The sequence below is a fragment of the Aeoliella sp. genome (assembly GCF_965227375.1).
Taxonomy (GTDB): Bacteria; Planctomycetota; Planctomycetia; order Pirellulales; family Lacipirellulaceae; genus Aeoliella.
In genome coordinates, this window is record NZ_CBDDFX010000002.1 from 718,829 (window position 1) to 731,695 (window position 12,867).

The following is a 12,867-nucleotide window of genomic DNA, read 5'->3' on the forward strand; positions in this document are numbered from 1 at the left end:
TCAGCCTCCCTTCACCTTCGAGCCTTTGGATAAGGTCTGCGGAGCAACCTTCTGCGTCGGTGGTGGAGGTGGCGGTGGAGCCGACTTGCCTTCGGCTTTAGGAGTGAAGTCAAACGCCGGGGCGCTCTTGCTGCCGGGCAGCATGGTTCGCCGCGGCACAGCGGTGTTTTCGCTGGGCGTGAAATCGAACACCGGGGCCCGCTTTGTACTGGGCATCAGCATCGGCTTCTCGGGACCCTTCTCCGCTGGCGACTCCGTCGCTTGTTTGGCGGGAAACTGGACCTTACCTGGTTCGATCAGCGGTACCGAACTCTTGCTCCCAAACGCTCGCATCTGATCCTTGCGCGTGGCCTTCTCCACCACGTCGACCGGGATTTGAATCGCGCCGGGATCGACCGCGGGCACCATGCTCTTGCTACTCGGGGCTCGGAAATACCGCCCCACGCTGCTGGGCTCGCCCTTAAGTTCCGGCGGGACTTCGACACCGGCGCCGTTGCCGCGCAACAAGTCCTTGTTCTTCAGATCGTTACTATCGTCAATGCGATTCTCGAGAGCGAGCCCGAGGTTGGCGTTCTTCGTCCCTGCCATGCGAACGGGCACTTCGTCGTGATCTGCATCGGACGAAGCAGGTTCGAATACGCCCCCTTTCAGGGCCACGAAGCCGATCAACAGCGTCGCGCTCGAACAGACTACCGCCGAGCGCACAAAGAGGGGAACGCGTCGCATTTTCGATGCTCCTCGGGAGGACCAGGATCCGCTCCACGTTCGACGCGGCGGAACCCTATAAAGTTCCCGCCAGCGGTGCAAATTATTCGCACCCGCGCCGTCAGGCCCAGTCGAGGCCGGTTTCGGCTTTGACGCGGTCCTCGAACTCGCCAATCAACCCGCCTACGACGTCCCATCCCTCGCGGCGGCGGACTTCGATGTCGCCCTCGCGGTTCACGCGGACAATCGTCGCGTCGCGCACCCCAGCCTCTTCCAGGTTGTCGTGGTGCAACTCGTCTTCGCTGATGATCCGGTCCAGGGTGGCCCCGGTCATTTCAATAAAAGCCATCTGCTAGTGTCCTCCGAATGATTCTCGCCCACCACTGAGACGGATTGTAGCACAAACCTACGAATGCGTAACAAGTTGAGGGATGTTTCTGGCCGTTCACAGCTTCCAGTCCGGCGCGGCCGCGCGGACCTTCTCGGTGAATGCCAGCAGCGTTGCGACGTCGAGTTGCTCGGTCCGCGTGTCCGGCCCAAAGCCCATCTCGTCCATCAGCACGTCGACCTGCTCCTTGTTCAAGTGCTTCTTCATTGCTGCCACGACATTCGCCCGCAGGAACTTCCGCCGGTGCAGGAAGATCGACTTGACGAACTGGTGAAAGTAGGTGGCATCGGGTATCGAGTTGCGTTTCTCATCGTTCACCACGGTGCGAATGATCGCCGAGTCGACCTTCGGCCGCGGCCAGAACACGCTGGGCGCCATTGCTCGCACGATCTCGCAGTCGCACTGCGCTTGCATCCACACGCTCAGTGCGCTGTAGTCCTTCGACCACGGCTGCGCGACGATCCGCTCGGCCAGCTCCTTCTGGATCGTGGCCACCATCGAGTGCGGCGTGTAGTCGCACGACAGCAAGTTCGACAGGATCGGCGTCGCCACGTTGTACGGCAGGTTCGCCACGAGCTTCAGCCGCCCGTCGGGCACGACTGCGAGTCGCTCGCCGATGGTCTCGAGCACCACCGGGTTGAAGTGGTTCTTGTTCTTTAGCGCGTCCGTGTGCAACATCGTCACGTTGTCGAACTCCAGCAACTGCTCGCTGGCCAGTTCGTACAAGTGCCCGTCGATTTCCACGGTGACCACGTGCGCCGCCTGCGGAGCCATCAACGCGGTGAGCGACCCGGTGCCGGTGCCGACTTCCAGCACGACGTCGCGCCGATCCAACTCGGCCGAGTCGATGATCATCTGCACCAGGTTCAGATCGATCAAGAAGTTCTGCCCATGCCGCGACGCCGGCTCCACTCCGATCTCGCGGAGCCGCTTCATGAGGAACGATTTAGTTTGACGCTCAGACACTAAGTTTGACTTTGAAGGTTGAAAGGAAATGTCATCCTGAAGATAGCCGAAGACTACAGCGCTATGATGAATCCAGTGCTATCGAGCCACGACCAAAGGAACTTGAACAGGAGGCAACGGAGAAAACAGAGAACACAAAGCGGCGACCGTCGGTCGCGCTTGAAGTTTAGCCACGGATGAACACTGATGGACACGGATATTTGAAAGAGAAGTGTCGAACAAGAACAGTCCCGAAGGGACGAACTTCGGCAGCCCAGGGTCAGCTTGGCGAGGTACGAGCCAAGCGCCACCCTGGGTTGGTTGATCAACACCCCCTGCGGTCGAGGAGCAAACCTTTCCACTAGCCGGAGAGCGACCGAAATCGCAATGCAGCCGCGGCACAAGTTCAGTTATTCCGTGTATCATCGGTGTTAATCCGTGGCTAACTTTCCCGCTGTCATTCGAGTTGGCGCTGTAGCACTAATCGATTGAAGGATTCGAGTCGCGATGCAAGGAACTCATCCGCTGGTTGGAGTCCCTGATCCCTCCAGCTGGCGTTCCACGTACTTGGCCAGCACATCGGTTTCGATGTTCACCGTGTCGCCCACGTTGCGAAGGCCTAGCGTGGTGACCGACAGCGTGTGGGGGATCAGTGCGACGCTGAAACGCTCGTCTTCCACGTCCACCAAGGTGAGGCTTACTCCGTCCACGGCCACCGAACCCTTGCTGGCCATCTGTTTGGTGAGTCGGCGCGGCACGCGGAACCACATGGTCGACCACTCCGCGTCGTCGATTCGCTCGTCGACCGTCGCCAGGCCGTCGATGTGCCCGGTGACCAGGTGGCCGCCGATCTCGTCGCCCATCCTCAGCGAGGTCTCCAAGTTCAGCCGATCGCCCGGCTTCAGTTCGCCCAGATTGGTCCGCGACAGCGTCTCCTCGCCCGCCTGAAAGCTGATCGAATCGCCTTCGACCTCAACGACCGTCAAACAGCAGCCGTTGTTGGCGATGCTGGCTCCGATCTCGGTGGCCGCGGCCATTTGCGGTTCGCGAACCACCAACCGCACCCCGCCTGGCTCGGCGACGAGTTGGGCGACTTCGGCTAGGCTTTGAACGAGTCCGGTAAACATGGCTGCAAGTGGCTGGGGATGTTGGGGGATGGCCAAACTTGCATTGTACCGCGGCCAACGAGCCTCCGAAACGGAGCCTCGTTGGACCGTCGGGCCCCCTATTCCTTCGGCTTCACCACGCCCTGGTACAGTCCGCCGAAGTTGATGTGGCCCCAGCCGTCCTTCGACTGGTCGACCACCCGCACGCGGACGTTCCTGCCGACTAGCTCCGAGGTGTTCAGCAGTTGGCGGGTCATCGCATTCGAGTCGAGTTGGGCGTACACGCGCACCAACTCCTCACCAGTCGCATCGTCGACAATCGCCACGTACAACCTCGCTGGATCCGCGCCGCCCGAGAGCATGGCGAAGTGCCAGGGAGCTTCCACACGGAACGCCGGTGATTCAATCACGCCGGTCAGGCGGTCGTCGAAGCTGCCGCCCACCTTTTCCGCGGTGCCGATGAAGTGCGTCATCGGCGGCAGGAATCCGCTGCGGCTCGATCGCGTGAACACCATCGGCAGGTCGCCCTCGACCACTTGCCAACCCTCTCGATCGTCGGCCGAGTCGAAATCGAACACCAACTCACCTTGCTCCGGCGGAAGCGTCCAGGCGAGCTTCGCGATGCGGATCCCGTCGAGTCCCGGGTTGAGCGCCGCCACGTAGTCTTGCCCCTCGTGATTGATGACCACTTCCGGCGCGGCAATAGGCAACTCGCCCACGTAGTACAAGCGATCTTGATTGATACCGAAGTTCAGCGGATCGTCCGAACAGTAGACCGACGTGCGTGCGCTCTGGCCGTACTTCTGCGTGCGGAACAAATAGTACCGACCGTCCTTCTCAAACACGTGCGGGCACTCCGCCGCGAATGGATTGACGCCAGCGCGGCCGCCGAACGCCACGGTGACCGACTCGCTCCAATTCTTCAGATCGTCCGAAGTGCGGCAGTAGACCGCGCCCTGCAGGTTGGGGTGGGCCGTGTAGTAGCCGAACCACTTGCCGTCGTGCTTCAAGGCCACGATGTCGCGCGTGTTGGCACCTGGTCCTTCGGTGAAGAAGCCGGTGGTGCCGTCGGGCTTGATGTATCGCTCGAAGTTCTTGCCGTCTTCGCTGGTGGCCAGGCAAATGTGTTCCCAGTCGCCGTACAGCATGCAGTACTTTCCGTCGTGCTGCACCACGTGTGGCGCTTGCAGCCCGCCGGGCGTCTCGCCGAGCCTGGGTTCGGCCGTCATGCGAATGCCGGTCGGCCGCCAGTTGCTTTCGGTAATCGAGTCGCCTTCCCAGCCGTACAGCAATCGGGTGTTGCCACCGCACGCGGTCTTGCGAATGCAACTCCAAATCTGCCATGTGCCATCGGCCGCTTGCCACACGGCAAAGTCGACCGGCTGCTGTCGATCGGTCGTGAACTCACCCAGATCGGGATTCCCGGCCACCGGCCACCACGGCCCATCGATGTACGGCATCAACACCGGCTCTTCGGCCGCCGCGAGACTCGACCAAGTCACACCAAGGACCAAAACCGTGCGTACCGCCCAATGAAAACGCATGACTTACCAATCTGTAAAAGGAGGGAGGGGCCAGTCGCCGCCGGCGACCGAGGAGGGATGCTTGCCCATCTTGGCACGAGCGTCGGGCGAACTCAACCAACCACGCCCAGCGAGACGGGCCGTTTTGTCGCACCTCGGCGGCAAAACGATTCCCTGCGACAAAACTCCCCACGCCCCTCGCGATGACCTATCCATAAGTCCTTTGAAATAAACAACTTACGGAAATGGCCCACTCCAGAGCAGCACGAGTTTTGGCGCTCGGTTCCCCGCAGGTGCGACAAAACCCCATTCGCCCGCCCAAGCGGTCCAATAAACCGGAATAGGTAGGGCACGAAATCCGAACGACATCTAGTTCCCTCCCCCGGGCGATTTCGCAGGAGGTGGTGACCTTTCCAACAACCTCCACCGCGAAATCGTTTGGGGGAGGGCCAGGGTGGGGGCCGGTGAAAGGCACCGTCGGAATGTGTATTCCGCCCCACACCCATTGGACCATCCCCCAGTCCGAATTCAACCGCGTTTTTCTTACAGCTTGGGCGGTGGCGACGAGGCAAGAGACTGCTCGCATTTGAAAGGTGCATGCTGTGGCCTTGGACTCTCCAGAAGCCTACGAGCGTCTGAACGAGCACCTGAAGAGCATCATGCTGCCACTTGAAGAGTTCGCCGAGCGGTACGCTTACGTTCTCGCACCGCCAATGTCTCACAGCAGGTATCCCGAGGTGCGTTTGACTCTTTGCGAGAGAGTTTCACGTAGCATTCAGATTGCAGTCAATAACGATGCGCAAGGCAAGTGCTTCGATTCTTTCTTCCCCGAGATTCCTTACACCTTGTTTGGAGCCGCCTGGATCGACGACCTGGATGCGCGAGTACGTTGGCATGCACCGTCAATTCACTTGAGAAGTATTGCATACTGCGATTTGGAAGAGTCCCTACCGCAACATCTCAAAAGGTTTCACAACTATCTAAGTGGAATAGACGAGCACTATATTCGTAGTTGTGCGAATAGATCGAAGATTGCAAGCCCAATCTCGCCTTGAGTAGTCCACGTTCGCGCCTTTGCGAGAGAGTTCTCGCATAAGTTCCGTGTTTCACAGGATCCGGGTATACTCTTAGCAAGAATTTGATTGCCAAGCTTTAAAGGGGCAGGCTCAGTGGACAACTTCGATCCCGAACTCGAACGCATTGCCGCAGCTCCGCCGAGGAGCAGGTTTTCGTGGCGAGTTTTCTGGAAATGCGTTTGTATCTGCAACATCTGCCTTACAGTACTGCTTGCGCTCGTCAGCGCCTTCTTTTCATCAACCCGCATGGTTGCAGGCATAGCCGTGCGCGTGGGCCAGTTTGGAAAACTGCAGCATTACCCACCATCCAGCGTAGCAGCCTTGAAGGTGGTCGTTGGGGGAGAATCGGTGCTTGGGGTCCGAAAAGGCGTCGACGGCGGCCGTCAGTCCTTTTCTGCCGGCCGCCAGGAATGCCTCGGCCGGAATCGTGGACTGGTTATCCATTTCGTCCACGGCTCGTCGTATCCAGTGCATGTTGCCGTGGATGATCTGGTCGCGCGCCAGCGGGTCGCCGGCCCAGAGCTTTTCGAAATGGGATTGGGTTTCTTCTTCCGTCAGCGGCTCGAAGTTGGCTGGCGGAGTGGTTTGATTGTCTTTCACGAAAACTCACTTTACTTCTTGAAGCGGTGAAGGAAGAACCCTCCGATCGCGGCTGGTATGGCCAGGAAGAGGAACACCAACTGGCTGGCTACTTTACCAGCCGCGCGCGGGTCGTCGGCGATGATGGGAAGCAGCAACATGGCGACGATGCCGCCCGCGACCCATGTCAGGAATCCATAGAGCAGTGCAAAAAGTACCCCACGACCCATGATCCACCTCCCGCGGAGTTTACGCGTCTTCGAGTTGCTCTGTTTCGGCCTCGACTTCGGTCTTGCGTCCGAACACGAGGCCCCACAGGAAGTTCCCGGCCACGGCGCCGCAAACCACGCCGAGCACCACCAGCTTGCCGCGTCGCCGGACGCCTTCGCCGTCGTCCATGGCCATGAGCGCCGCCACGCCAAGGGCGGCGCCCAGCAGTCCGCCGATGATTCCCCCGGCGTTCAAGTTCATGTTGTTCATCGTGCATCCCTTCTCTTGGGTCAGCGAGCAGAAGATCACCGCCGCGGCAAGCAGGACCGGCGTTGTGGTCACGAGTCTACTGCGTCAAACCGCAGGGGTCAATTTTGCCCGTTGAGCTTGGTAGAAACACCCCACCCTCGCGTAGAACGGAATTCAATCCGTTACCTCCGCGCCACGCGCGGATCGAACTCAAGCGATTCCCAGGTTTCTCTCGCCGTGCAGGTGGGAATCGTACACGGGTGTGGGACAATACAAGGTGCTTCGTGGTGCGGCGTCTTTGCCAGGTGAAGTTGGCGGAGCTCGTTCGCGGAGCGAACGGCCACTATCGGGTTTTGTCCCCATCGAAAACATGCGGGGAACAACGCGAGGGGTTTTGTCGCACCCCCCGATTGGAATTGCCGAGAAAACAAGGGTTTTTGCCACTTGGGTGGGACCATAACGACAGGGGTTTTGGGCCAATGGATCGTGTTGTGGCCCAAAACCCGGTTTTGCCCCCGGGCCATTTCGGTATTACGTAGCTCCGGCAGGTTCGCTATTGTCCCCAGCTCCACTCGCGGAGCGGTTCGCGGGTGCTGCTGCTCGTTGCTCAGGGTTGTGAAAGATGATCGGACGACTGTACGCGTGGATTCGCGAGCGGCTGCATGTTCCGCCCAGCCTGATTGTGCTGTTGGTGGTGCTGGTGCTGTTGTACGACTTTGGCGGCGCGCTGGCGAGCTTGTGGGAGATGGCCATGACGCTGCTGGCGACGCTCCTGGGCGGTGGCGATCACGATGTGGTTGGCAGCGTGCTGTGGCGAACGTTGCCGCTGGCCATTTCGGCGGCGGGCGTCACGTTTGCGGTGCTCAACCGCTGGCTCGATCCGCAGAGCCTGAACTCGTACGTCGGCATGGCGATGATCGTGTTGGCGGGGGCGATCGTGGGCAACGCGGCCTACGAGAAGTTCGGTTCGCGAACCGTGGTGCTGCAACCTGCGGAGACCGGCGAAGTGGTATCGACGCCGATTGGGTTGCCGGAGTCGAATGGCAAATCGATTGGACCGCCGCTGCGCGGCATCGGTCCGCTGGCTCCGGCGGCGGAGCAAACGGTAGTGGGCATCGCCGTACCGGCGGAGCAAACCGTTTGGGAGCGACTGTTGTCGATAGGCTGGTTCACCAAGCCCGACCTGTCGCGCGAGCCGCAACCGGTCGAGCCGCTGCCAGTGATTCCCAAAGGCCCCGGCATCTACGGCGGCGTCGGCGGGGCGATCAACCAACTGCTCGGCTACCTGGTGGACTACGAACCGCGGCTGTTCGTCGCGTCGATCCTGGTAGGCGGCTTCGCCGGCTGGCGACTGCATCGCCGCGTGGCGGTGGCCCACGCCGTGGTAGCGGGGGACTTGTCGGAACTATCGGAGAGGGAACGCGAGAAGTTGAAAGTGGCGGCGTAGCAGCGGCACGAGAACAACTTCCGCAGTTTTGTTTTTATCCCCCCTCTCCTAGCCTCTCCCCGCAAGGGGGAGAGGAAACATAGGAGGAAGTTGTTCTCGAGCCGCTTGCTTGACCCTACTCACCTACTCACCTACTCACCTACTCCCACTCCCCTACTCAACCATCCACTGCATGAACACAACGTCGCGCCAGCTGTCGAACTTGCGAGCGATCTCGCGCATGCGGCCGACTTCGCGATACCCTTGTTTGCTGTGAGCCGCAATGCTGGCGTCCTGCTTGCTGTCGATCACCGCAATGATGGCGTGCAGGCCGAGTTTGGCGGCGCGCTGCTGTTGGTCCTGGAGGATCATCGAACCCAACCCACGACGCATATGATCGGGATGCACGTACACCGAGTTTTCAACCGTCATTCGATATCCGCCCAGCAGTCGGAAAGGGCCGAGCGCGCCCCAGGCGACGACCTGCCCGTCGTCCTCAACCACGGTCACCGGATGAATCTCCGGGCGGGTGGTGAACCAGTTGCGGCGCATCTCGAGCGACATTGGCTCCAGCGCGTAGGTACTCGACGTGTGCAGCACGTAGTGGTTATGAATATCGTTAATGGCCGCCAAATCGGCTTCGGTGGCCAAACGTAGCTGGGGAGTGCTCATTGTCGCGGTAACGAAGGTCCTGAGAAACGCAGCCTCCCATTGTAACCAGCCAAGTCCCCAAGCCCATCCCGTCCAAATGAAACCACAATTCCTGTACTTCGATCTCGGTAACGTGCTGCTAAGCTTCTCCAACGAGCGTGCCTGCGAGCAGATGGCTGCCGTGGCGGGAGTGAAGTTCGAGGAGGTGGCCGAACTGGTGATTGGCCCTCACGAGCAGGATAGCCTGCTGTGGCGGTTCGAGCATGGGCTGGTGAGCGAGGATGAGTTCTTCGAGAAGTTCTGCGGCGCGCTGAACGTCGAGCCCGACCGGCAAGAACTGGAACTGGCCGCAGCCGACATGTTCGCGCCCATTGAGTCGAGTTTCGCGCTCGTGCGCGACCTGCACGCGGCCGGACATCGGCTGGGGATTCTCTCGAATACCAACCCGGTGCATTGGCGATTCGTGACCGACGGCCGGTTCGACGTGCTGTGCAGTGCCTTCGAGCAGAATGTCACCAGCTTTGACGCGAAGAGCATGAAACCCGCCCGGAAGATTTACAAGCATGCCATCGAGAAATGCGGTGTGCCGGCCGGCGAGGTGTTCTTCGTCGACGACCGCGCGGAGAACGTCCAAGGCGCCCGGTCCGCAGGGCTCGATGCGGTGCAGTACACCGACCACGACCAACTGGAGGAGGATTTGCGAGAGCGAGGGCTCGAATGGTAGTTGCGTGCTAGCACCGAGTTGCTGCTGTTGCCGGTTGGAGAGCGAGCTTCTATCATCGCCGCCCTGGAATTCCCCAAACATTGAGGACTGGCGCAATGCGACTGGCAGTGTTCTTGCCCAACTGGATCGGCGACGTCGTGATGGCCACGCCGGCGCTGCGAGCGCTAAAGAAGATGGTGGGCGACGACGGCGACTTGATCGGCGTGATGCGTCCCTACGTTTCGGAGGTGCTGGCCGGCTCGCCGTGGTTGGACGAGGAGATCCTGTACTCGCCCAAGGTGAAAGCGGGCGACCGCCGCCAGAGTGGTGCGATCGCCAAGCTCCGCGCGGCGCGAGTCGACATGGCGGTGCTGCTCACGAACTCGCTTCGCACTGGCTGGATGGCGTGGCGAAGCGGTGCAGCCCGGCGCGTTGGCACCGCAGGCGACTTGCGGCGGTGGCTTGTCAACCAGCGCGTCGACACCGAAGGCGCGGCCACGATCGATGCCTACCTGAAGGTGGCCTACGCGGCCGGGTGCGGCATCGAGGCTCCCATCCTGGAACTGGCGACGACCGGCGAAGACGAGGTGGCGGCCGACGCGGTTTGGGACAAGCTCAACCTGCCGACCAATAACCGCGTAGTCGTACTCAACTCGGGCGGAGCGTACGGCGCGGCCAAGCACTGGCCCGCCGAGCACTTCGCCGCGGTAGCGCGCCGCTTGGCGCACGAGGAGAACTTACACGTGCTGGTGAACTGCGGTCCGGCCGAGCGCGACATCGCGCGCACCATCGTTCGCCGCGCGGACGACCGCCGAGTGGTGAGCCTGGCCGATTTCGATGTGCCGCTTGGTTTGACCAAAGCGTGCATTCGCCGATCGCGACTGCTGCTCACCACCGACAGCGGCCCGCGGTTCTTCGGCATCGCGTTCGGCAAGCCGGTGGTGTCGCTGTTCGGTCCGACTTCGCCCGACCACACGGTCACCCACTACGACCAGGAAACTCCATTGACGTTGTCGCTCGACTGCCAACCGTGCGGCAAACGAACCTGCCCCCTGGGCACCCACGCCTGCATGCGAGACCTATCGGTCGGGCAGGTGTACACAGAGGTGATCCAGAGCCTCCGACAAAGCCAATCGGCCGCCGCTTAGCCAACCCCGAGCATCCATGCGTATCCTGACCATCGGCGGCAAGTCGACCATCAACAACGCCTTGGCCGCGTGCCGCGGCGTGGACGTGTGGAGCCTGTCGATCGGCGACGACCAACCGGCCGATCCGGTGCAGCGGTTGCCGTACACTCGCAAGGGCAAGATTCATTGGCAGCCGATTCGCCAGGTCCGCGAGGCGATCCGGCAAGCGCGGCCCGACGTGATTCACGCGTTCTACCCTCGCCCGCTCGCGCACGCGGTGCTCGCCACGCAGTCGCTAGGCAGCCGAGTGCCGGTCGTGTCGTTCCGAGGTGTGACCTCCGCGGTGCAGCGCTGGAGTCCCGATCAGTGGATCACCTACCTGTCACCCCGAGTGGCCGCGCACGCCTGTGAGTCGGCCGCAGTGCGCGACTCGCTGCTCGCCGCCGGTGTGCCGGGGGAGCGATGCCACGTGGTTTACAACTGCCTCGGTGCATCGGTCACCGAGCCCATGACTCGCAGCGACGCCCGTCGCGAGTTGGGCTTGGCCGATGACGACTTGGTGGTGATGATGGTCGCCAACATGCGTTGGGTGAAGGGCGCCGACGTGCTGCTCGAGGCGGCCACTCAGTTCAGCGACCTCGAGAGCATGAAGTTCGTACTCATGGGCCGAGTGCTCGACCCGCAGGTAGAGCAACTGGCCAGCGACCCACGATTGGCCGCGCGCGTGCAGATGACAGGCTATCGGCCCCAAGCATCGCGGCTGCTCTCAGCGGCCGACGTGTTCGTCATGCCATCGCGGGCCGAAGCGCTGTGCGTGGCAGTGCTCGAAGCAATGACCGCCGGGCTGTGCCCCGTGGTGAGCGACGCGGGCGGGATGAAAGAAGCTGTTCGCTCGCAGCAGGACGGCATCGTGTTTCCTAGCGGAGACTCGACCGCGCTGGCCGACGCACTGCGCACCCTGCACGGCGATCGGGCGCTGTTGGCTCAATACGCGGCGAGTGCACAGCAGCGAGCGGCGAGTGAGTTCTCGAGTCACGCGGTCGCCGCGCGGTTGCTGGAGGTGTACCAGCAAGTGTGCGGTGCGCAGCAGCCGATGGCTGCGTAACGTGCACTAGAGCATATTCCACATTACCGATCCGAGTACCCACAGTGCCTAAAGTAGGCGAGGCATTCGTTTGTGGGGAAGCGGTCGATCGCCTCGGCGATGGCTTGCTCTAGCTGGTCGATGGTGCGTGCAGCCGCCTTGCGTAGCTTGGCCTTCAGCTTTGCGAACGCCAGCTCGATCGGGTTGAGATCGGGGCTATAGGGCGGCAGGTACTCGAGTCTTGCGCCGACCGCTTCGATCGCTTCGCGGACACCGGCCCGCTTGTGGCTGGAGAGGTTGTCCATGATGACCGTGTCGCCTGGACGCAGGGTCGGCACCAGGTGCTGCTGCACATAGGCCAGGAACAGGTCGCCGTTCATCGGGCCATCCAGCGGCGCGGTCATGCCGGTCGCCCTCAGCGCGCCGACGAAGGTAGTGGTTTTCCAGTGGCCGTGAGGGACCTTGGCCACCACGCGGCAGCCTCGGTAGGCCCGGCCGCCGGTGCGCGTCATCTTGGTGTTCGCGCCGGTCTCGTCGATGAACACCAAGTGGTGCGGCCGCAGGTGGGCCTGCCAGAACCGCCAGGCGGTCCGCTTGAGGGCCACGTCCGGCCGGTCCTGCTCAGCCGCGTGCACCACCTTTTTTGAACGTCACGCCGAGCGTCTTCAGAGCCCTCCACACGGTGGTGACCCCGACAACCACATCCAGTCGTTCGCGGAGTTCGTTGAGGGATGCGTCAGGCTGCTCCTCCACCAATTCGAGCAGCCGATCGGCGTGCCCGGCCAGCTTCCGCTTGGGGCCGGTCTTACCCCGCCGCGGGGCGATGTCGCCGCTCTCTTCCCGCTGCTTCTGCAGCTTGTAAATCCACCGCGTCGAGACACGGTGCTTGCGAGCGATCGCGGCCTTGCTCATCCCCTCATCAAGGTCCATCAACACCCGTACGCGAAGATCGATCGAATACGCACGCCCGTTCATGGGAAACTCCTTTCAAAAGAAAGAAGCCTAACCCATCACGCCAAGCTAGCAGAATGGCAATCGGAAATGCGCTCTATGGCCGCCTCGGCCGTAGCCTTTGGTGTCATTTGACTGTAGCCT

At 61.6% G+C, this 12,867-nt stretch carries 14 protein-coding genes; 4 read left to right on the plus strand and 10 right to left on the minus strand.

Translation table 11 applies throughout. The features are described 5' to 3' along the window. The 8 genes from ACQK2L_RS15995 to ACQK2L_RS16030 form a co-directional block, all read right to left on the minus strand. Entirely contained in the window at nt 1-726 is a 726-nt protein-coding gene (locus tag ACQK2L_RS15995; RefSeq protein WP_425398030.1) for a hypothetical protein, read from the minus strand. Nucleotides 727-826: 100 nt separating this feature from the next. Next, on the minus strand, nt 827-1,054 hold the full coding sequence (locus ACQK2L_RS16000; RefSeq protein WP_425398031.1) for a hypothetical protein: 228 nt from the start codon (nt 1,052-1,054) through the stop codon (nt 827-829). Between the two features lie 96 nt (nt 1,055-1,150). Further along, a complete protein-coding gene (gene rsmA, locus ACQK2L_RS16005; RefSeq protein WP_425398032.1) occupies nt 1,151-2,059 on the minus strand; it encodes a 16S rRNA (adenine(1518)-N(6)/adenine(1519)-N(6))-dimethyltransferase RsmA in 909 nt (302 codons plus the stop codon). A 497-nt stretch (nt 2,060-2,556) separates the two neighbouring features. Then, entirely contained in the window at nt 2,557-3,165 is a 609-nt protein-coding gene (locus tag ACQK2L_RS16010; RefSeq protein WP_425398033.1) for a riboflavin synthase, read from the minus strand. A 98-nt stretch (nt 3,166-3,263) separates the two neighbouring features. After that, nucleotides 3,264-4,688 carry a family 43 glycosylhydrolase gene (locus tag ACQK2L_RS16015; RefSeq protein ID WP_425398034.1) on the minus strand — a complete coding sequence of 475 codons (1,425 nt, stop codon included), beginning with the start codon at nt 4,686-4,688 and terminating at the stop codon, nt 3,264-3,266. Nucleotides 4,689-5,980: 1,292 nt separating this feature from the next. Then, complete coding sequence (locus tag ACQK2L_RS16020; RefSeq protein ID WP_425398035.1) at nt 5,981-6,343, minus strand: hypothetical protein; 363 nt, start codon at nt 6,341-6,343, stop codon at nt 5,981-5,983. A gap of 11 nt (nt 6,344-6,354) precedes the next feature. After that, nucleotides 6,355-6,552: a hypothetical protein gene (locus ACQK2L_RS16025; RefSeq protein ID WP_425398036.1), complete on the minus strand. Its 198-nt coding sequence runs from the start codon at nt 6,550-6,552 to the stop codon at nt 6,355-6,357. 19 nt (nt 6,553-6,571) lie between these two features. Then, nucleotides 6,572-6,874: a hypothetical protein gene (locus ACQK2L_RS16030; protein WP_425398037.1), complete on the minus strand. Its 303-nt coding sequence runs from the start codon at nt 6,872-6,874 to the stop codon at nt 6,572-6,574. 529 nt (nt 6,875-7,403) lie between these two features. Between ACQK2L_RS16030 and ACQK2L_RS16035 the strand changes: the two genes are divergently transcribed. Beyond that, on the plus strand, nt 7,404-8,228 hold the full coding sequence (locus tag ACQK2L_RS16035) for a hypothetical protein (RefSeq protein ID WP_425398038.1): 825 nt from the start codon (nt 7,404-7,406) through the stop codon (nt 8,226-8,228). A 153-nt stretch (nt 8,229-8,381) separates the two neighbouring features. Here ACQK2L_RS16035 and ACQK2L_RS16040 read toward each other — a convergent pair whose 3' ends face one another. Next, a complete protein-coding gene (locus tag ACQK2L_RS16040; RefSeq protein ID WP_425398039.1) occupies nt 8,382-8,879 on the minus strand; it encodes an N-acetyltransferase family protein in 498 nt (165 codons plus the stop codon). A 76-nt stretch (nt 8,880-8,955) separates the two neighbouring features. Between ACQK2L_RS16040 and ACQK2L_RS16045 the strand changes: the two genes are divergently transcribed. From ACQK2L_RS16045 to ACQK2L_RS16055, 3 genes are all read left to right on the plus strand, one after another. Next, nucleotides 8,956-9,582: an HAD family hydrolase gene (locus ACQK2L_RS16045; RefSeq protein ID WP_425398040.1), complete on the plus strand. Its 627-nt coding sequence runs from the start codon at nt 8,956-8,958 to the stop codon at nt 9,580-9,582. A 95-nt stretch (nt 9,583-9,677) separates the two neighbouring features. Further along, a complete protein-coding gene (gene waaF / locus ACQK2L_RS16050; protein ID WP_425398041.1) occupies nt 9,678-10,709 on the plus strand; it encodes a lipopolysaccharide heptosyltransferase II in 1,032 nt (343 codons plus the stop codon). Nucleotides 10,710-10,725: 16 nt separating this feature from the next. Beyond that, a complete protein-coding gene (locus ACQK2L_RS16055) occupies nt 10,726-11,793 on the plus strand; it encodes a glycosyltransferase family 4 protein (RefSeq protein ID WP_425398042.1) in 1,068 nt (355 codons plus the stop codon). A 23-nt stretch (nt 11,794-11,816) separates the two neighbouring features. Here the strand turns inward: ACQK2L_RS16055 and ACQK2L_RS16060 are convergent. After that, a protein-coding gene (locus tag ACQK2L_RS16060) for an IS630 family transposase (RefSeq protein WP_425398043.1) occupies nt 11,817-12,747 on the minus strand; the annotation gives its coding sequence in 2 pieces (ribosomal slippage) (nt 11,817-12,416 and nt 12,418-12,747; 930 coding nt in all). Nucleotides 12,748-12,867 lie beyond the last annotated feature (120 nt).

Excerpts from the sequence above, each read along its gene's own strand:
- ACQK2L_RS15995 (WP_425398030.1), bottom strand. The coding sequence starts at position 726 with ATGCGACGCGTTCCCCTCTTTGTGCGCTCGGCGGTAGTCTGTTCGAGC.
- ACQK2L_RS16000 (WP_425398031.1), bottom strand. The coding sequence starts at position 1,054 with ATGGCTTTTATTGAAATGACCGGGGCCACCCTGGACCGGATCATCAGC.
- ACQK2L_RS16010 (WP_425398033.1), bottom strand. The coding sequence starts at position 3,165 with ATGTTTACCGGACTCGTTCAAAGCCTAGCCGAAGTCGCCCAACTCGTC.
- ACQK2L_RS16015 (WP_425398034.1), bottom strand. The coding sequence starts at position 4,688 with ATGCGTTTTCATTGGGCGGTACGCACGGTTTTGGTCCTTGGTGTGACT.
- ACQK2L_RS16025 (WP_425398036.1), bottom strand. The coding sequence starts at position 6,552 with ATGGGTCGTGGGGTACTTTTTGCACTGCTCTATGGATTCCTGACATGG.
- ACQK2L_RS16035 (WP_425398038.1), top strand. The coding sequence starts at position 7,404 with ATGATCGGACGACTGTACGCGTGGATTCGCGAGCGGCTGCATGTTCCG.
- ACQK2L_RS16040 (WP_425398039.1), bottom strand. The coding sequence starts at position 8,879 with ATGAGCACTCCCCAGCTACGTTTGGCCACCGAAGCCGATTTGGCGGCC.
- ACQK2L_RS16045 (WP_425398040.1), top strand. The coding sequence starts at position 8,956 with ATGAAACCACAATTCCTGTACTTCGATCTCGGTAACGTGCTGCTAAGC.
- waaF (WP_425398041.1), top strand. The coding sequence starts at position 9,678 with ATGCGACTGGCAGTGTTCTTGCCCAACTGGATCGGCGACGTCGTGATG.
- ACQK2L_RS16055 (WP_425398042.1), top strand. The coding sequence starts at position 10,726 with ATGCGTATCCTGACCATCGGCGGCAAGTCGACCATCAACAACGCCTTG.